Source organism: Streptomyces sp. NBC_01275 (genome assembly GCF_026340655.1).
Lineage (GTDB): Bacteria > Actinomycetota > Actinomycetes > Streptomycetales > Streptomycetaceae > Streptomyces.
In genome coordinates this window covers 7,424,401-7,443,048 of record NZ_JAPEOZ010000001.1, presented here as the reverse complement: position 1 = coordinate 7,443,048, position 18,648 = coordinate 7,424,401, and the positions used below count along the sequence as shown (strand labels likewise).

Here is an 18,648-nt window from a genome sequence, read left to right as displayed (position 1 = left end):
GCTGTTCCCACAGCGGATTGATCCCGCGTGCAGCACGATGGACGGGCTACATGACGGTGGGAAGACGAAGCCGAGCTGACGAAGGGGACCGTCCGTGCAGTTCGAGGTGTGGGCGCCGCAGGCCGAACGGGTGACACTCCGGTGCGAGGGCGTCACGCGCGCGTTGGAGCGCGATCCGCAGCGGGCGGGGTGGTGGACCGGCGAGGCGGAGGCCGGGGACGGCGCCCGGTACGGCTTCGCGGTGGACGACGGCCCCGTGCGGCCCGATCCGCGCTCGCGCCGGCAGCCGGACGGACCGGACGGCCTGAGCGCGGTCGTCGACCACGGCCGCCACGCCTGGCGGGCGCCGTGGTCCGGCCGCCCGCTGCCCGGCGCGGTCCTCTACGAGCTGCACGTGGGCACGTACACCCCCGAGGGCACGCTGGACGCGGCCGCCGGGCGGCTGGAGCACCTCGTGGCCCTCGGCGTCACCCACGTCGAGCTGATGCCCCTGTGCCCGTTCCCCGGCCGGCACGGCTGGGGGTACGACGGGGTGGCGCTGTGGGCGGTGCACGAGCCGTACGGGGGCCCCGAGGCGCTGAAGCGGTTCGTCGACCGGGCCCATGAGCTGGGTCTGGGCGTGGTCCTGGACGTCGTGCACAACCATCTGGGCCCGGCCGGCAACTATCTGCCGGTGTTCGGCCCGTACTTCACGGACCGGCACCACACGCCCTGGGGCTCCGCGGTCAACCTGGACGCGCCCGGCTCGGACGAGGTGCGCGCGTATCTGCTGGGCAGCGCGCTGGCGTGGCTGCGCGACTACCGGCTGGACGGGCTGCGGCTGGACGCGGTGCACGAGCTGGCGGACACACGCGCGTGCCACTTCCTGGAGGAGCTGTCGACGGCGGTGGACGCCTTGGCCGCCGAGGCGGGTCGGCCGCTGTTCCTGATCGCCGAGGCCGACCTGAACGACCCGCGGTTCGTCACCGCCCGCAAGCAGGGCGGCCTGGGCCTGCACGCCCAGTGGAACGACGACTTCCACCACGCCCTGCACACGGCGCTCACCGGCGAGTCCCAGGCGTACTACGCCGACTTCGCGCGCGACCCCTTCGCCGCGCTCGCCAAGACCCTCACCGGCGGCTTCTTCCACGACGGCACGTACTCGAGCTTCCGGGGCCGCCGCCACGGACGCCCGCTGGACCGTTCCCGGGTGCCCGCGCACCGGCTGCTGGGCTACTCCCAGACCCACGACCAGGTCGGCAACCGCGCCCAGGGCGACCGGCTCGCGGCGTCCCTCTCCCCCGGTCTGCTGGCGTGCGCGGCGACCCTGACCCTGACCTCCCCGTTCACGCCGATGCTGTTCATGGGCGAGGAGTGGGCGGCGGGCACGCCCTGGCAGTACTTCACCGACCACACCGACCCGGAGCTCGCCGAGGCGGTACGGCGGGGCAGGCGGCGGGAGTTCGCCGCGCACGGCTGGGCCGAGGAGGACGTGCCGGACCCGCAGGACCCGGCGACGCGCGAGCGCTCCTGTCTGGACTGGTCCGAGCCGCAGCGCGAGCCCCACGCGCGCGTGCTGGCCTGGTACCGCGAGCTGATCGCGCTGCGCCGCCGACTGGCGGACCTCACCGACCCCGACCTCGCCGACACCAAGGTCGCCTACGACGCACAGGCCCGCTGGCTGGCCTTCCGGCGCGGGGACGTCCGGGTGGCCGTGAACCTCGGCAAGGAGCCGGCCGCCCTCCCCCTGGGCCCGCACCCCGCGCGCGTACTGGCCGCCTGGGAGCCGGTCCAGGCCCCCGGACCGGACGGTCTGCTGCATGTGCCCGCGGAGGCGTGCGTGATCCTGGAACAGGACTGAGAGCCTTCCAGGGCCGCCACACCGCCCACAGCCCTCACCCGCCGCCCTCGCCCCCCGCCTTACCGCGCCTCCGCCGCCCCGCACTCGCCGCCCTTGTCCCCGCCCGCCGCCCTACAGCTCCTCGTCCGCCCCCTGCTCGCCGTCCTCGCGCAGCTCTGTCACCCGTTCCAGCAGGATCGCCTCCCAGGCTCGCCGCAACTGCGTCCGCAGCAGCGTCGGCGACTCGGCCCCTTGACCGTCGAGACGTTCGGCGAGGCGTACGACGGTGTCGCAGCGGGCGAGCCACAGGCCGCGCAGGCAGGGGCGGGCGCCGTAGCCGGCCAGGGTGGCGGCGCGTACGGCGGCGCCGGAGCCGACGGCGAGGCCGAGGCCCGCGATGTCCTCGGCGGGGTCGCCGAGCACCGCCTGGGTCCAGTCGAGGACACCGCGCACCCGGCCGTCGGCGCTGACCACCAGATGCTCGCCCCGCAGCCGGTGATGCACGAGGACGGCGGCCGCGGGCTGCGCGGCGAGCTGGGCCGCGCCGGGCGGGGTGAGCTGGTGCAGACGTGCGGGATCGAACTCGTCGGCGGCGGCGAGGCGTTGGGCGGCGGCCACGGCCATCCGGCGCAGCGCCTCCAGGGAGCGCGGAGCGACGCGCGGCACGCCGAGCGCCTCGGCCTGCCGGGGCGGCACCTCGCGCAGACCGCCGAGCAGCCCCGCCAGATCGGCCTCGCCGATCGCCGACACGTCATGCTCCTCGGCCGTCCCGCCGGGCACCTTGACGTCGAGGGTGTACGTCAGTCCGGGCGACCACTCGCCGTGCGCCACGCTGGTCGGCACGGCGAGGGGGAGGTGCGGGCGCACGAGGTCGCGCAGGCGCAGTTCGCGGCGCCGGCGCACGGCCGCGTCGCGGTCGGGGGCGAGCCGCAGCACATGGCGGGCGCCGACCCACCAGGTCGAGGGCCGGCCCTCGGCGACGGGCGCCACCTCGAGGCCGGCGCCGCCCGTGCCGCCTTCCTTGACGAGGGCGCGGACCAGTCGGCGGACGGTGTCCGCGGTGGGTGTCGGTGCCTGGGTCATGGTCGCGCCGTCGCCGATCGGGTGGGTGGCAGGGGGCTCCTGGAGGGGTGGCTCAGTCCACTATCACCAGCTCGCGAGTGGTGTCGTTGAGCCGTCGGCCGCCGTCCTCGGTGACGGTGACGATGTCCTCGATGCGCACCCCGAACCGTCCCGGCAGGTACACGCCGGGCTCTACGGAGAAGCACATGCCGGGCACGAGGGGCCGCTCCTCGCCCTCGATCATGTACGGCGGCTCGTGGGTGGTGACGCCGATGCCGTGGCCGGTGCGGTGGATGAAGTACTCGCCGTATCCGGCGTCGGCGATGACCGCGCGGGCGGCCCGGTCGACCTCCTGGCAGGCGACGCCGGGCCGCACCGCCTGGAAACCGGCCTCCTGGGCGGCGCGGACCAGGTCGTGGACGCGGCGTTCCTCGTCGGTGGGCTCGCCGACGTGGACCGTGCGGGAGGTGTCGGAGCCGTAGCCGTCCTTGAGGCCGCCGAAGTCGAGGACGACCATGTCGCCGCGTTCGATGACCCGGTCGCCGACCTCGTGGTGCGGGTTGGCGCCGTTGGGTCCCGAGGCGACGATCGTGAAGTCGACCTGGGAGTGTCCGAACCGCCGCAGCAGGTCGGCGAGGTCGGCGCCGACCTCGGACTCCCGGCGGCCGGCGAAGGGAACCTTCCGGATCTCCTCGAACGTTGCGTCAGCGGCCGCTCCCGCGGCCGCCATGAGCTCCAGCTCCGCCGCGTCCTTCACGGCGCGCAGCATGGGCAGGGCTTCGGTGAGGGAGGCGTAGGACGTGGCGGGCAGCGCGTTCTGCAGGCCGAGCAGGTGCATCGCCCAGGCGTTGTCGCTGATCCCGAACCGGCCGCCCACGCCGTCCGAGCCGCCCGTGCCGAGGAGGCTTGCGGAGATCGCGTAGGGGTCCTTGCCGTCGGTCCAGTCCCGCAGGGTCAGGGCCGGGGCTCCGGCCGCCTTGGCGGCGTCGGGGGCCTCCAGGGTCGGCACGACGAGGACGGGGGCGCGGCCGGGGGCGAGGACGAGCAGGGTGAGCCGTTCGGTGACCGCGGGGGGCGCGTAGCCGGTGAGCCAGACGAGGTCGGGTCCCGGCGCCACGAGGAGTCCGGCCAGCCCCGCGTCGGCGGCCTCGCGCGCCGCCCGCTCCATGCGGGCCCGGTAGTCGTCGGCGGTGAAGGGCGCGGATGCGGTGCCGGTCATTCCGGGCCTCCCTGAAGGACGTGGCGACTGACCTGCCGGCCGATACATGGTGACTATGGGCAGCATCCTGCCCGGACAGCGGGGGCGGCGCGAGCCGATTGCACGGGTTTCCGCAGAGAGGCGCCGGGGAGGCGCTCATGGGTGCGGCAGGAGAGGAGCGTCGGTGTCGCCCGGCCTCCGTCCCGTCCCTCAGGTGACGACTCCGGGTGCGACGGTCAACTGCTGGTATCCGCCGCTCTGGTGACGGAGCGTCAGTCTCACCTCTTTCCCGGGTCGCGACTCGGCGACCGCCCGGGCGAGATCCGTCGCCGAGTCGATCCTCGTCCTGCCGAACGCCAGCAGGACGTCGCCGCGCACGAGGCCGGCCGTGTAGCCGGGGCCGGGGACGTGGACGGCGATGATCCGGGCGCCCGCCTGCTCCGCGTCCACCGCCTCCAGGCCCAGGGTGGCGCGGGCCGCTCCGGGCGACGGGGCGGCCGACGTGGTGGGCGCGGTCGAACCCGGGCGAGCGGGTGCGGGGCCCTGCCCGGTCTGCCGTTGCAGTTCGGCCAGTCTGCTCATGCCGATCACGGTCGCCCCGACGGTGCCGAGCCCCACGCCGGACAGGACGAGGACCGTGCCGACGGACAGGCCGAACAGCAGGGTCGTCAGCCGACGGCCGCGTCGGCGTGCGGCGTGCGGGCGCCGGGCCTGACCGCCTCGCCCGGCGCCGCCGCCGGGCTCCTGGCCGGGCATGGGCTTGGGACGCAACGCTGTCTGTTCCATGGATCGCCTCCGGCTGGTGCTCTACCCGGCACGCCGGCGCACCACGAGCCACGAACGAGTGAGACTGACCGGTCGTCAGGAGAGGTAGCCCGGGCGGGAGGACTAGCGGAGGGAGCGGGCGGAAGGAGCGGGCGGAAGGAGCAAGCGGGGGCAGGCGCGAGGCCCGCGGGAGGACGGCTCACGCGTGCGCGGACAGCGCCTCCACCAGGGCCCGCGCGGCGCCTGACGGCGTACCGGCGTGCACCAGCTCGGTCCGGTGGACGACCCGGGGCTCGACGACTGGGACGGCGGCCGCGCCCGGGACGCCGGTGGCCGCCGAGCGGGGCAGCACCGCCAGTCCGTGGCCCGCGGCGGCCAGCGCGGTCAGGACGCGGACGTCGACGCCGTCGTAGCGCAGGGCGGGGCGAAAGCCGTGGCCGCCGCCCGCGGCGCGCAGCTGGGCGAGCGGCAGGCCGGTGTCGGGGGCGTCCAGCCAGCGCGCGTCGGCGAGGTCGCCCAGGCGCAGGCCGGTGCGCCGGGCCAGGGGGTGCGCGTCCGGCAGGAGGACGCAGACCGGCTCCTCCCCCACGCCGTGCGTGGTCAGCGGCGCGACGTCGGGCAGCCGGAGCGGGTCGCTGGGCGCGGCCAGGCCGTCGACGAGGCCCACGTCGGCGGCGCCGGCGGCGACCGCGGCGGGCACGTCGTCGCGGGCGAGCACGCGCAGGGTCACGCCGGCGGGCGGGAGCGCGGCGAGGGCAGCGGGGCCGAGGGCGGTCGGCGAGGTCGCGAGCGTCAGTCCGTGCGGGGGCGCCGAGGCGATCCGCACGACGTCCGCTCGGGCCGCGTCCAGGCGCAGCAGCAGCGCGCCCGCGTGTTCGAGGAGCCGTTCGCCGGCCGCCGTGGGGGCGACGGGGCGGCGGGTCAGCAGCGGCGCGCCGAGGTCCTGCTCGAGGGCCGCGATGTGCTGGGACACGGCCGACTGGGTGTAGCCGAGCGCGCGGGCGGCCTCGGAGAAGGAGGCGAGGCGCGCGACGGTGACGTAGGTGCGCAGGAGGTGCGGGTCCATGGCACCAGAATCGCAGGCCGCGAGCGTTCCGTATCAGTTCTGCTTATCGAGAGTGCAGCAATCATCGTTGGACGTGAAGTGCGGGTCGCTCGCAGGATGAGGGACATGACCGACAGCGCAGCTCAGATCGCCAAGGTCGCCCTGGTCGGCGACCGCTCTCCCAACGTCGTCTCGCACACCCGCATCCCGCTTCTGCTGGAGGCCCTCGCCGCCCGGGACCGGCTGGTCCTGGACGCCTACTGGATCCCGTCCGAGGAAGCGGCGGCCGAGGGCGCGGTGCGCGGCTTCGACGCCGTGTGGGTGGTGCCGGGCAGCCCGTACCGCAGCGAGGCGGGCGTCCTGTCCGCCGTGCGCACCGCGCGCGAGGAGGGCATCCCCTTCCTCGGCACCTGCGGCGGCTTCCAGCACGCCCTCTTGGAGTACGCCCGGAACGTGTGCGGGCTGACGCGCGTGGCGCACGCCGAGAACGACCCCGACGCGGAGGACCCGCTCATCGAACCGCTGGCGTGCTCCCTCGTGGGCCACGAGGGCGTCGTCACGATCGAGCCGGGCTCGCTCGCCCAGTCCGTCATCGGCTCGCAGCGCACGGTCGAGCGCTACTTCTGCGCCTACGGCCCCTCACGCCACCTGGACACCCTGCGGGCGCACGGTCTGCGCTTCTCGGGGCACGACGAGGACGGACACGTCCGCATCGCCGAACTCCCGGGCCATCCCTTCTTCCTGGCCTCCCTGTTCCAGCCCGAGCTGTCCGGCGACGGCTCGCGCCCGCACCCGATCGTCCGGGCGCTGGCGCGCGCCGCCGTGGAGCACGCCGCACTACGGGCGGGATCCCAGCCCGCAGTTCCCTGAGCGCCCCGTTTCATTCAGGGGTGCCCTATTCCCCAGAGGAGAATCCGGACAGCGAGAAGTGTGGCGTAGGCGCCGTCGGCAGGGTGTCGGGGAGGAAGCCGTGGGTGCGGCGGGCCAGGTAGGCGGACTTGTAGCGGTCCACCTCGCGGTGCCAGTGCAGGATGCCCGCCAGCCAGTTCTGCAGGTCGGCGACGTAGTGCCCCATGGCCTCGCGCGCCTCGGCCGACAGGTCGAAGTCGTCGTACAGGACGGGCAGTTCGTGCGCGACGACATGCTCGAACTGCTCCATGCGCTGGGTCATCAGATCGTGGACGATGCCGAGCCCGGTCGGATAGTCGCAGCCGAAGAAGTTCTGCACGACGAGGATCGCGTTGTGCATCTCGCCCTCGTACTCGATCTCCTTCTGGTACGAGAAGACGTCGTTGGTGAGGCACGCGTAGTCCACGGCCGCGTTCTCCATCGCGCGGACGACGCCGCTGCGGTAGACCTCCGGCGGGACGGCCGGGCCCTGGCCCATGCGGCACAGGCTCAGGGTGAGGTCGGAGCCGAAGGTGGCGCGGCGCATCTCCAGGTAGTCGACCGGGTCGGGGACGCGGCGCTGGAGCTCGTTGGACAGCTCCCACACCCAGCTCTCGGTCATCTTGTCCACCGATTCGCGCAGGGTGCGCCGCTGGTCGGGGGTCATGTCGGCGGTGGTGCGCGCCCACAGGTCGAGCAGGCCGCGCTCCATCGCGTTCACGGGGACGACGGGCGCCGCCTCGCCGTCGCCGACGGGCATGCAGGCCGACAGCCGGGCCGTGGTCAGCCGGGCTGCGGCCAGATCGCGGCGGGCCCCGAAGACCAGCGGGTAGTAGTCGTCGCCGTAGGTGCCCCACGCGAGCCAGTGGGCGCTGAGGTCGAGGGCCTCCGGGGTCGCGTCCGGGTCCAGGCCTGCCGAGCAGAGCGGGAGGTCGTAGGCGGCGAGCTTGTCCTCGTCCCAGACGCCCTCCTCCAGCATGCCCATGCGGTGCATCCAGGCCGTCAGACGCGGACGGCACGCCTCCAGGTGCGGGCTGAGCTCGACCTGGAACGGCATGTGGAAGTCGGGCAGCAGCGACGGGCCGACCTTCTGGAAGGGCACGTGCGCGTACGCGCGCAGCCTCTCGGCGGCGGCCGAGGCGAGCAGGGCGCCGACGTCGGCGGCGGAGGCGCCGGGACCGGTCAGCCGCTGCCAGGGGGCGACGGAGACGGCGCCCTCGTTCATGTAGCGGCTGGAGCGCATGTGCCATTCGTGGCCGCCGGACTGCCAGTCCTGCAGGCCCTTGGCGTATGCGGCCACGGCGGCCGCCTCGTCGGGCCTGAGGCCCTTCTCCAGGGCCAGCGCGGGCACTTCGGTGAACGCGGTGTGCTCGAACTGGTGGAGGCGCGAGGTGAGGATGTCGTTGACGGTGTCGGCGGCCTCCTGGGTGGTGCAGCCGAAGAAGGTCTCCAGGACGAGCACGCCGTTGCTGTTCTCGCCCTCGTCCTCCACCTCGCGCTGGTAGGAGAACAGGTCGTTGCGCAGGTGCACGGCGTCCGAGAAGGTCTCCATCAGCACGCGCAGCGGCCGTGTGCCGGCGACGGCGGCCGGGACCTCGGCGGTCGCGTACTCCACGAGCCCCGCCGACCAGGGGGCGCCGCCCACCTTTCGGCGCATCTCGATGTACTCGACGGGGTTGGCGATCCGCCCCTCGTCGATGTTGGACAGCTCCCACATCGACTCGTTCAGCAGGTGCTCCGTCGCCACCGCGAAACGGCGGCGCCAGTCCTGCGACATGTCCGGCACCGTACGCGTCCACAGGTCCTTCAGGCCCGCCTCGACCGGGTTCTGCGGCTCGGGCACGGGCGTCGCCAGGTCCAGCGGCATGAACAGCGGGAGCCGGTCCAGGTGGGCCTTGCCGGCGGCGCGGTCGGGGGTGCGCTTGAACATGTCGAGGAAGTGGTCGTCGAAGAAGAACACCCACACGTACCAGTCGGTGATCAGCGACAGCGCGGGGCCGTCGCAGTCGGGGTGGGTGCAGGCGCAGAGCAGGCCGTAGTCGTGCGCCTCCAGATCGGCCTGCTCCCAGATCCCGGACCCCTCCAGCATGCCCATGTCGCGCGCCCACTGCGTGGAGTGGGCCCGCGCCTGATCGACATGCGGGTTCTGCCGCGCGGGGTGCGGCAGATAGAAGTGCGGGAGTTCGAACGGTTGCGTCATGGCCGGGCCCTACCCGGGGGTCCGAACGGCCATCCACCCGGCGGCACATGATCACACCATCGCGTGAATCGGCCCGCTCGCGTTCGTGCGGGAGTTCGACCGGGAGGTCGCGCCCCTAGCGGCGGACCTGGATCAGGGCATGCGTCCCACCGGTCCGCCAGCGCTGTCCCTCGGCGGCGACCAACGCGGCCTCGGTGTCCGCGGACAGGCCGGTGATCACGTCGGACTTGAGCGTGCGCAGGGCGGCGACCGGGCCCGGGAAGTGGGCGGTGACCTCGGCGAAGGGGGTGGTCGGGGGCCAGGGCCGGTCGCCCACCAGACGGCGGTAGTTGAGGTCCCCCTTGACGATCGTCAGGTCGGCCGCGGCGAACTCGGCACGGAGGTCCTGCGGCATCTCCGCGTACGGCAGCGGGGATGCGGAGAAGGGATGCGCGCGGACGGTGAGCGTGCCGTCCGCCATGGCCGCCCACAGCCGCCTGCCGTACTCGGCGGCCGCTCCCCGCGCCCCCGTCAGCTTCCTGAGCGCATCGACCACGTCGGCGGTCGTGGCGTCGGAGACGTAGTACGGGTACGGCTTGACCTGCAGGACCACCCGCCCGGCGCGCCCTTGGGCGAGGAGGTGCGCGGCGAGGAGGAGATCGGGGATCAGCTCACGGCCGGCGTTGTCGGCGATCAGACAGACGGTGGACACGGCGGGGGCGGACGCCGCGTCCGTTTCCGTGACGGCTTCCGCAGGAGATCCCGGCGTCGGCAGCAGCGACCACAGCGTCTCGCCGTCGTCGGCGACCAGTCCGGCCACGGCGTCCCGCTCCTCGGCGTCGGCGTCCGAGAGGCGGAAGCCGAGGTCGGCGCGGTTGCCCCAGAGGGAGCCGTGCAGCAGGGCGCGGGCCCGTTCGTCGGCCGGGCGGGCTTCGAGGGTGTCGAGTACGGCCAGTTCCTCGTCGGTCTCGGGGGCGTCGAGTTCGGCGAGCTTGAAGGGGCGGAACGGGTCGACGCCCTGCCAGACGCCGGGGCCGAAGTATCCGACGGCTTCGAGGAGTCGGCGGTAGAAGTAGCTCTCCGACCACAGCCACGGCACCTCGAACCAGGACCGGCCCTCATACGCGTCGAGACCCCAGACACGCCAGCGGTCCCGGTCGTGCGCATCGGCGGGAAGCGGTTCGATGACGCCCTTGGTGCAGCTCACCAGCAGCGCGTCCAGGGCGCGGTGGACGTCGGGGTCGTAGGGGAAGGCGTCCCGCACCTGTCGGATGATCGCCGGGTGCCGTTCGGCCAGGACGCCGTGCGGGAAGGAGCCGGGCTCGTCGCCGAGGAGGACGGGCGGCGGGGCGGAGGTGTCGGGCATACGGCTCACCGTACCTCCGCGCGCCTGCGCTCACCCGGCCATGATCTCCCTCTCCAGCCGTGCCGCCAGGCTCAGATAGCGCGGGCGGCGCGGCACCGGGACGAGGCCCCGGATGAGGACGTGCCACATCTCTGCCATGCGGCGGGGCAGTCGGGCCGCGGGTTCGCGGGAGCGGCCCACCACGCGGGTGCCGACGAAGAAACAGACCAGGGAGTGGGCTACCGCGTCGACGTCGACGTCCGAGTGGATGTCGGACTCCCTGACCGCGCCGACGAGCCGTCGGGTCATCAGCTCCAGCCACTCCGCGAACGGGTGCCGCAGGGGCGGCTTGACCGCGACCCCGCCGGTGGCGAGCCGTAGGCCCGCCCGGGCGACCGGGCCCTCGACCGACAGCCGGGCGAGACCGAAGGTGAGGCGCATCAGGGCTTCGAGGGCGGGGTACCCCCGGTCGTCGATCTCGCCGGCGACCCGACGCGAGGCCTGGGACTGCAACTCCATGATGGCGTGGGCCAGATCCTCCTTGGCCGCGAAGTGGAAGTACAGGGCTCCCTTGGTGACACGGGCGTGCTCGACGATGTCGCTGAGGCTCGTCGATTCGTAGCCGTGCCGGTCGAACAGGTCGGCTGCGGCCGTGATGATCGTCGCGCGGGTCTGTTCAGCGCGTAACTGCCTCGCCATCGACTGGTCTCTCCTGGCCGGTAAAGAACGGGTCATGCCGTTTGTTTCTTACCCCCAGTACACAATAGCTCACCGTGCGGCGGTACTGACCAGACATTGAAAGACCGCCGACTCCCCTTGTGTCCCCAGGACTTGTACGTCGGTGCCGTGCACGGCCTTCGCCTCGATCCAGATGGGTTCGTCCAGCTCGGCGTACCGAAGAAAGACGGCGTAGTAAGCCGCCGGCGGCCGTTCGCCGGTTCTTCGCAGCCAGGCGGCCTGGCGGGCGGCCTCCAGCAGCAGCATGCCGGGAACGTGATCGAGGGGATGGTCGAAGAAAACGGGGTGCGCGGTATCCACTCGCAACTGCCAGCGATCGGGACGGTCGTCGGGAGCGAGGACGACGTCGGAGGGCAGCGCACGCTCCACGACGGCCGGCGCGAGACCGGGCGGAAGGGGTACGACGGCCACCGACTCGGCGGTGCGTCCGTCGCGCAGCCGACGGTAGACGGGCGGGCTGACGCAGGTGAAGGCGACGTCCGCGGTCGCGACGAGGTCGCCGTCGCGTAGGACGCGCGCGGTGTAGCGGGCTCCCCCGAGGCGTCGGCCGCGGTACTGCACGTCGGCGAAGACCAGGTCGACGTCCGACTCGGCCGGCAGCGGACCGACGCTCAACCTCCCTTCCACCGTGACGACTTGGAACTCCTGCAACACGAACTGGTGATCCAGGGGCACGCCGTACTCGGTGTGGGCGATCAGCGTGCCGGCCTGACGGATCGTCTCGACGACGAGCAGCGGGTCGTATGCGGACCAATCGGGCGACACGTGTAACCCGTGTCCTCGCGGCCACTGTGCCTGGATCGAGAATCGGTCGTTCCCCGTGCGTTTCCAGCCGGTGAGGAGGGTCTCCGCCACGGATGCGCGGTGGACGAACTGGCGGGGCACCGTCGCCGTCAGGGACGAGGTGTCGGCATGCTGCCGCGGTCGAGCCATTGTCTCTCCCTACGGTCCCCCGAAGGCCCACGGCAGACGGCGAACCGCCGCTCCGGTAAGCGTTAGAGTACGAGGCGACCGGTTTGTTTTCAATGAGATCAGTCGACGGCATTCTATGATCGGGGCGAACCCACGGAAGATCGTGGGAACCGGCCAACTCGGTGCCGTTAAGGGGCTCTTATGGCAAAACAGGAGCGCGCCATCAGGACGCGCAGGGCGATCCTGGAAGCAGCCGGCGCGGTCTTCGACGAACACGGCTACACGTCCACCACCATCGCCATGGTCCTGGAACGTGCCGAAGTCACCAAGGGCGCACTGTACTTCCACTTCTCGTCGAAGGAGTCACTCGCGCAGGCGGTGCTGAACGAGCAGGTGCCGTTCGGCGCGGTTCCGCCGCAGCCGTGCAAGCTCCAGGAGATCGTCGACATGACGTTCGTGGTGGGCCAACGGCTGCTCGACAACGCTCTGCTGCGGGGCAGTGTGCGGCTGGCGGTGGACCAGGAGACGCCGGCCGGCATCGATCACGGCGAGCCGTTCAGGCAGTGGGCGCTGCGGCTGACCGAGCTGCTGGAACTGGCGTACGAGCGGGGCGAGTTGCTGCCGACGGTGAAGCCGCGGGAGACGGTGGAGCTGCTCGTGGGCTCCTTCACGGGCATCCAGTTGATGGCGCGGGCGCTGACGAACCGCGCGGACCTCGCCGACCGGCTGGCGGTGATGTGGGCGCACATGCTGCCGAGCATCGCCGTGCCCGGTCTGCTGCCGGGCCTGGACGCCCGGGCCGACCGGGGCGTCCAGGTGCTGGCCTCGCTGGAGGAGCGCGTGGCCTCGTAGAGAGACCTGCGGCGCCTCGTAGGGACGCCTGCGGACGTAAGGCGGGCCGGCCGGTGTCCATCCACACCGGCCGGCCCGCCCGTTCATCGGACCCCGAGGTTTCTCAGAAGGTCAGCTTCCAGCTGTTGAGCGTGCCGGTGTCCTGCGCGGCCGTGTCCTGGACGCGCAGCTTCCAGGTGCCGTTGGCGGTCTCGGCCGAGGCGTCCACCGTGTAGGTGGCGACGACGTTGTCGGCCGAGTCCGAGGAGCTGGCCGCCTTCAGCCGGTAGGCGGTTCCGTCGGGCGCGACCAGGTCGATCACCAGGTCGCCGCGGTAGGTGTGGGTGATGTCGACGCCGACCTGCAGGGCGCTCGGCGCGTTGCCCGTGCGGCCGCTGACGGCGATGGAGGACTCGATCGCGGAGCCGTTGTCCGGGACGGAGACCGCGGTCGTGCTGGAGAAGACGGTTGTGCCGGTCGATCCGCCGGAGCCGCTCACGGCCGCCACCGTCTTGGCCGCGTCCGCCAGACCCGCGCCGCAGCCGCCGGAGCAGGCGCCGGGCAGGGCACGGGCGTTGTTCTTGATCGCCGTCTCGATCTGCGCCGGGGTCAGCGAGGAGTTCGCCGACTTCAGCAGCGCGACCAGACCCGCGATGTGCGGGGTGGCCATGCTGGTGCCCTGGTAGTAGGCGTACGACTCGGTGGACGCCGTCTTGGTTCCGGAGTTCAGCGTGGACAGGATGCCGTTGGCGGTGCCGGTGCTGGTCTGGCCGCCGGGGGCCGAGATGTCCACCAGGGAGCCGTAGTTGGAGTAGGACGCCTTGGCGCCCGTACGGCTGGTCGCGGCGACCGAGATGACGTTGTTGCAGTTGCCCGGCGAGTGGTTCGCGACGTTGTCGTTCTCGTTGCCCGCGGCCACGACGACCGTGGTGCCGCGGTTCACGGCGGCGGTGATCGCGCTCTGGGTCGCCGAGGTGCAGGCGCCGTCGCCGCCGAGGCTCATGTTGATGACCTTGGCGACATTGCTGTTGGCGGGGACGCCGGAGACGGTGCCGCCGGACGCCCAGGTGATGGCGTCGATGATGTCGGAGTCGTAGCCGCCGCACTTGCCGAGCACCCGGACCGGGGAGATCTTCGCGCCGTACGCGATGCCCGCCACGCCCTTGTTGTTGTTCGTGACGGCGGCGATGGTGCCGGCCACGTGGGTGCCGTGCCAGGAGGAGTTGCTGGCCGGGATGCCGTCGCCGCACTCGTTGGCCGCGTAGTAGTCGCCCGGGTCGGCGGGGTTGCTGTCGCGGCCGTCGCCGTCGACGGAGACGGCGGTGTCGGCGATGAAGTCGTAGCCGCCGACGATGTTCGCGGCGAGGTCGGTGTGCGCGACGTAGCCGGTGTCGATGACGGCGACCGTGACGCCGGTGCCGGTCGAGGTGGTCCAGGCGCCCGGGACGTTCATGCCGGCGGTGGACTCGTAGAGGTCCCACTGCTTGGCGTACTCGGTGTCGTTCGGGTCGGCCTTCGGCGTGTTCAGGCGGTCCGGGACGACATAGGCGACCTGCGGGTCGGCCTGGTACTGCGCGACGACGTCGGCGACGTCCGCGCGGCTGACGTCCGCGCCCAGGTCGACCAGGGCGGCGCCGGTGCCGAGGCGGCGCTGGAAGTCGACGTCCTCGCCGGCCTCCTGGCCCTTGGCGGCGGCGTCGGCCTCGGCGGCCGCGTTCGACTTCGCCTCGGCGGCGCCGGACTTGTAGCCGACGATGAGGCGTTCGGCCGGGGTGCCGGGCGCGGCCTCGGTCTGGGCGGCCGGGACGGCGGATCCCTGGGAGACGGTTTCCTGGGCGGCGACGGCCGAGGCGGTCGACGCGGCGGTCAGCAGGGCCGCGGAGACCGCGGCGACGGATATCAGCTTCCGTCGCAGGGCGGGTGACGTGCGCAAGGGCGTGGCCTTTCATGGCCGGCTCCGGGCAGGGCGGAGCGGCGGTCGATTCGCTTCGGCATCGAAGCGGCGGGGGGTGAATCGAGAAGCAGCGCGATGGCTGGCCAGGCGCGGGAGCCGCCCCGGCAGGGGTTACCTGTGGGCTGGCTGTGCTGGAACGATAGGCAAAGGAATGGTCATCCGGATACAGGGGAAACCCTCGATCCGGCCGGAAACACACCCTTGACGCTCACAATTGGTCAGTGAATGCCCTGATTTGATCGCGACGCTCTCCAAGACGTTCGGGACGGTGGCGGGTGAACGCGCGGAACCGGATTCCCGTACTTACGACAGACCCTTCCCGTGCCGGCTGAGGAGACGTCCCCGATGTCCCGGATGACCGCCCACCGCACCGCCCGTCTGGCGGCCGCCGCCGCGAGTCCGCTCCTGCTGGGCCTGTGGGCCGCGGGGCCTGCCCAGGCGCACGGCGCGCCCACGGATCCGGTCAGCCGGGTGTACGCCTGCTCTCCCGACGGAGGCGCCGACGCCCGGACCGCCGCCTGCCGGGCGGCCGTCGCCGCGAACGGCACGTCGTTCGCCGCCTGGGACAACCTGCGCGTCGCGGACGTGAACGGTCGCGACCGCCAGACCATCCCCGACGGAAAGCTGTGCAGCGGGGGTCTGCCCGCCTACAAGGGCCTCGACCTCGCCCGCGCCGACTGGCCGTCGACCCGGCTGACCCCGGGCGCGACGCTGCGGATGACGTACGCCTCGACGATCGCGCACACCGGTACGTTCAAGCTGTATCTGACGAAGCCGGGGTACGACCCCGCGCAACCGCTCACCTGGTCGGATCTGCCGGCGCAGCCCTTCGCCGAGGTCAAGGACCCGCCGCTGACGAACGGCGCCTACCGCTTCGCCGCGAAGCTGCCCGCCGACCGGACGGGACGTCAGATGCTGTACACGATCTGGCAGAACAGCAGCACGTCCGACACCTACTACTCGTGCTCGGACGTGGTGTTCCCGGAAGCGGTCTCGCAGTCTCGGCCGGAGACGAAGGCGCCCGCGTCGGCCAGGACCGGGCCCACGGCGTCGGCGAGCCCGTCGCCGACGCCGGCGTCCGCCGAGCCGTCGGCGACGGCGACGGTCACGGCCGACGACGCCTCCGCTCAGGCCGCCGCGGCAACGCCCGAGTCCACCCCGGTGGCTTCTGCCACCGCGGCGGACTCCGGGCCGTCCACGCCGATGCTGGCGGCCGGCGCCGCGACGGTGTTGGTGCTCACCGGCGGCGCCGCCCTGGTCCTGCATCTGCGCAGGCGCTGAACTCGCTTGCTACGGTGATCAGTTGACGACGACCGCCGCGCTGCCGTCACTCACCGGGGCGTACTTGGCGGTGAAGTAGCCGTTGGCGAAGCAGAGCGTCGAGCCGGACACCTTGGCGAACGCCTGGCTGGTGAAGTTGATGCTGTTGTCGGTGTTGCTCGCCGTGCCGGCCAGGCTCGCGCCCTGGTAGACGCAGTTGATGCTGCCCAGCAGGGTGCGCAGCACGACCGTCGTCTGGATGGTCGAGCCGGACGGCGGGGTCACGGTGACGGTGCCGTCGGAGGACACGGTGGTGGCGTACGGCAGGTTGGCGACCGTGACGCTGGTGACGCCCAGGACGCCGATGACGTTCGAGGTGCAGGTGCCGAAGGTCTGCGCGGTGAGCGACTCGGTGGCCGTGCCGGGCGCGGTCGGGTTGTCGGTGACCGTGGCGTTGAACGTCGAGGCGGCACAGGAGACGCCGCTGGTGCCGGTGGCGCTGGAGTAGAACGTGGCGGCCGTGCCGCTGGCCAGGGACGCGGTGAGGGCGTCGCCGACCGCGACGTCCCCGTTGGCGGTGGTCAGGACCGCCGGGTCGGCCGCGGAGGCCGGGGTGACGGCCGTGAGGCCGAGGGCGGCGACGGCTCCGGCGACGGCGAGGAGAGAGCGAGTGCGCATGCGGGTGCCTCTTTCTGAACTGGGGGTGTTTCAGGGGGTGTTGGCTGAACCGGGGGGCTGCATGGGGGCGGCACAAGGGGTTGCGTGAACCGGCGCGTTGCCTTTCGCAACATGGAGGGACGCGGCTCGGCGTCCGCCGCTGCCGGCCCGTGACGCCTTCTCCGTACGTGACGGACCGGCAACGGCAGCCGGCCGGTGACCGGTCGGAGGCACCTGGAGAGTGACCTCCGGCCGGGCCGGGCGGGAGGGGCGACGGACGCGACCCGCAGGGGGGAAGCGGCGGCGTTCGGCGCCATGAAGGGATCGGACCGGGGACCGGAGTCCCGTGCTGAAGGAGATCCGCGCCGGACGGAATCCCGTACGGGGACCCCATGGCGGCCGTGGATCCGTGCTGACTGGCAGAAGAAGTCCGGGAGCGCGGAGACGGTGTCGCCGCGCGGCGGATCCGGCGCCACGGATCCGGGCTGGGCCAGGGAGAGTTGTAGACCTGAGAGTCTGTCAACGTCAAGGCTGACAAAGGAAGTTGATGATCCAAAAGATATATGCGGGGGTTTGCGGAACGCGTGGATCATAGGTGGCACATAATGAACACTCTTTTTCCACATCTCCCTTGACCCCTTGCTGTAACCATCGGTAACTTCCTCGGCGGCTACTGCTGCGTAACCAGAAAGCCCTTACGGCTTCCGGGAGTTGCAAGGAGGGGTGCGCTGCAGCCGCTGTCCGCGCCAGGGCAACGCGCCACTGAAGCAACCCGCACGACTCAGCGCATGGGAGCAGACATGGCCTCGTCCTCGGACGTCACGTCGTCCGCCGACAACACCCCCGGGAACCCGGAGAGCGGTTCCGCACAAAGACGCGGCCGGGTCCGGCTGCGCCGGGCCGCCGTGATGGCGGTGCCGGCCGCCGCAGTGGCCGCCGGCCTCGCGATCCTCACGGCCGAGGGAGCCCTCGGCGTGCAGTTCGCCATCTCCGGCATGCCGTTCGTGGTCACCGCCGACAGGCTCGACGGAACTGGCTTCGAGCAGTTCGGCTCGCTGGACAACATGATCGAGAACAGCCCCAACCAGGGCGACACCGGCGGCCAGGTCCTGGTCGTCACCTCGATCGTGAAAAAGGGCACGATCACCAACATGTGCCAGAGCGTCGACCTCGGCGGCATCCAGCTCGTCCTCACCGCCGGCGGCGGGTCCACGCCGGTGAGCGTGTCGAACCTCGCCATCGACTCCGACGAGATCAAGGGCGACGCGGAGTTCAACAACATCGAGATCGGCGGCGACTCCAGCACCTTCACCAAGGGCGGCGTCAAGGGCCCCGAGGGCGTCTACGGCCAGCAGGCCGACACGGTCGTCATCAAGAACCTGTACCAGCACAACTACGCGGCCACCGCCGCCGTCTTCAAGCTCCCCGGACTGCACATGAGCTTCGGGAGCGAGGGCTGCCCGCAGTGAGTCGGCTTCAGCAGTGGCGAGGCGACTTCCGGCAGTGGAGGGGCCATCGCCCCTTCGCGGGCGGGTTGCTGCTCGTGCTGGGCGGCGGCGAGATCCTGCTGACCATGAAGGCTCCGCTGCCGGTCATCCTGCACGTCGGCATGCAGGGTCTGGCAGGCTACCTCCTGCCCGCCGTGATGCTGCTCTGCGGCCTGCTGATCCTGTTCAACCCGGCACAGCGGCTGTTCTACTCCGTAGTCGGCATCCTGCTGTCCCTGGGCACCTGGGTCACGTCCAACATCGGCGGCTTCATGGTCGGCCTTCTGCTGGGCGCCGTGGGCAGTTGCATGGCCTTCGGATGGCTGCCCGACCAGGAGCCGCGCCAGAGCCGCCGACAGCGTCGCAAGGCGGCGCGGGCGGAGAAGACGGCCACGGAGACGACGGTCCGCCAGGGCCCGCTGTCCGGGGCGGGAGAGCCCGCCTGAGGCGGCGACGCACCGACGTACGACATCTCACCGGCGGGGCCGGGACGACCTGCGCACAGCGG

General features: G+C 72.2%; 16 protein-coding genes. 6 read left to right on the top strand and 10 right to left on the bottom strand.

Going from position 1 to position 18,648, the window contains the following annotated elements:
* Positions 1-94: 94 nt before the first annotated feature.
* A complete protein-coding gene (gene treZ, locus OG562_RS33000; RefSeq protein ID WP_266404518.1) occupies positions 95-1,840 on the top strand; it encodes a malto-oligosyltrehalose trehalohydrolase in 1,746 nt (581 codons plus the stop codon).
* A 111-nt stretch (positions 1,841-1,951) separates the two neighbouring features.
* On the opposite strand, the gene OG562_RS32995 is transcribed toward treZ, so the two are convergent.
* From OG562_RS32995 to OG562_RS32980, 4 genes are all read right to left on the bottom strand, one after another.
* The gene (locus OG562_RS32995) at positions 1,952-2,902 is read right to left on the bottom strand and encodes a phosphotransferase family protein (RefSeq protein WP_266404516.1); all 951 of its coding nucleotides are present in this window, start codon (positions 2,900-2,902) and stop codon (positions 1,952-1,954) included.
* 52 nt (positions 2,903-2,954) lie between these two features.
* A complete protein-coding gene (locus tag OG562_RS32990; RefSeq protein WP_266404514.1) occupies positions 2,955-4,100 on the bottom strand; it encodes an aminopeptidase P family protein in 1,146 nt (381 codons plus the stop codon).
* A 189-nt stretch (positions 4,101-4,289) separates the two neighbouring features.
* Positions 4,290-4,865, bottom strand: a complete 576-nt coding sequence (locus OG562_RS32985) for a PDZ domain-containing protein (protein WP_266404511.1) — start codon at positions 4,863-4,865, stop codon at positions 4,290-4,292.
* A 178-nt stretch (positions 4,866-5,043) separates the two neighbouring features.
* Positions 5,044-5,910, bottom strand: coding sequence for a LysR family transcriptional regulator (locus OG562_RS32980; RefSeq protein ID WP_266404509.1), 867 nt, complete (start codon positions 5,908-5,910; stop codon positions 5,044-5,046).
* A 105-nt stretch (positions 5,911-6,015) separates the two neighbouring features.
* Between OG562_RS32980 and OG562_RS32975 the strand changes: the two genes are divergently transcribed.
* Positions 6,016-6,759, top strand: a complete 744-nt coding sequence (locus tag OG562_RS32975) for a hypothetical protein (RefSeq protein WP_266404506.1) — start codon at positions 6,016-6,018, stop codon at positions 6,757-6,759.
* A 25-nt stretch (positions 6,760-6,784) separates the two neighbouring features.
* Here the strand turns inward: OG562_RS32975 and cyc2 are convergent, their stop codons facing one another.
* The 4 genes from cyc2 to OG562_RS32955 all read right to left on the bottom strand — a co-directional run bounded on the left by cyc2 (position 6,785) and on the right by OG562_RS32955 (position 11,972).
* Positions 6,785-8,977 carry a germacradienol/geosmin synthase Cyc2 gene (cyc2, locus tag OG562_RS32970; protein WP_266404505.1) on the bottom strand — a complete coding sequence of 731 codons (2,193 nt, stop codon included), beginning with the start codon at positions 8,975-8,977 and terminating at the stop codon, positions 6,785-6,787.
* Between the two features lie 115 nt (positions 8,978-9,092).
* The gene (locus OG562_RS32965; RefSeq protein ID WP_266404504.1) at positions 9,093-10,322 is read right to left on the bottom strand and encodes a damage-control phosphatase ARMT1 family protein; all 1,230 of its coding nucleotides are present in this window, start codon (positions 10,320-10,322) and stop codon (positions 9,093-9,095) included.
* Between the two features lie 30 nt (positions 10,323-10,352).
* Positions 10,353-11,000 (bottom strand): ScbR family autoregulator-binding transcription factor, encoded by a 648-nt coding sequence (locus OG562_RS32960; RefSeq protein ID WP_266404502.1) that lies wholly within the window; start codon positions 10,998-11,000, stop codon positions 10,353-10,355.
* A 69-nt stretch (positions 11,001-11,069) separates the two neighbouring features.
* Positions 11,070-11,972, bottom strand: coding sequence for a ScbA/BarX family gamma-butyrolactone biosynthesis protein (locus tag OG562_RS32955; protein WP_266404500.1), 903 nt, complete (start codon positions 11,970-11,972; stop codon positions 11,070-11,072).
* Positions 11,973-12,152: 180 nt separating this feature from the next.
* Between OG562_RS32955 and OG562_RS32950 the strand changes: the two genes are divergently transcribed.
* Positions 12,153-12,803, top strand: coding sequence for a ScbR family autoregulator-binding transcription factor (locus OG562_RS32950; RefSeq protein WP_266404498.1), 651 nt, complete (start codon positions 12,153-12,155; stop codon positions 12,801-12,803).
* Between the two features lie 103 nt (positions 12,804-12,906).
* Here OG562_RS32950 and OG562_RS32945 read toward each other — a convergent pair whose 3' ends face one another.
* The gene (locus OG562_RS32945; protein WP_266404497.1) at positions 12,907-14,715 is read right to left on the bottom strand and encodes a S8 family serine peptidase; all 1,809 of its coding nucleotides are present in this window, start codon (positions 14,713-14,715) and stop codon (positions 12,907-12,909) included.
* A gap of 366 nt (positions 14,716-15,081) precedes the next feature.
* On the opposite strand from OG562_RS32945, the gene OG562_RS32940 reads away from it, so the two are divergent.
* Positions 15,082-16,017, top strand: coding sequence for a lytic polysaccharide monooxygenase (locus OG562_RS32940; RefSeq protein WP_266404495.1), 936 nt, complete (start codon positions 15,082-15,084; stop codon positions 16,015-16,017).
* Between the two features lie 18 nt (positions 16,018-16,035).
* Here the strand turns inward: OG562_RS32940 and OG562_RS32935 are convergent, their stop codons facing one another.
* Positions 16,036-16,674 carry a Tat pathway signal sequence domain protein gene (locus tag OG562_RS32935; RefSeq protein WP_266404493.1) on the bottom strand — a complete coding sequence of 213 codons (639 nt, stop codon included), beginning with the start codon at positions 16,672-16,674 and terminating at the stop codon, positions 16,036-16,038.
* A 779-nt stretch (positions 16,675-17,453) separates the two neighbouring features.
* On the opposite strand from OG562_RS32935, the gene OG562_RS32930 reads away from it, so the two are divergent.
* Together OG562_RS32930 and OG562_RS32925 are read left to right on the top strand one after the other, a co-directional pair.
* A complete protein-coding gene (locus OG562_RS32930) occupies positions 17,454-18,122 on the top strand; it encodes a DUF6230 family protein (RefSeq protein WP_266409644.1) in 669 nt (222 codons plus the stop codon).
* On the top strand, positions 18,119-18,586 hold the full coding sequence (locus OG562_RS32925; protein WP_266404490.1) for a DUF6114 domain-containing protein: 468 nt from the start codon (positions 18,119-18,121) through the stop codon (positions 18,584-18,586). The genes OG562_RS32930 and OG562_RS32925 overlap by 4 nt, the downstream gene beginning before the upstream one ends.
* Positions 18,587-18,648: the final 62 nt, after the last annotated feature.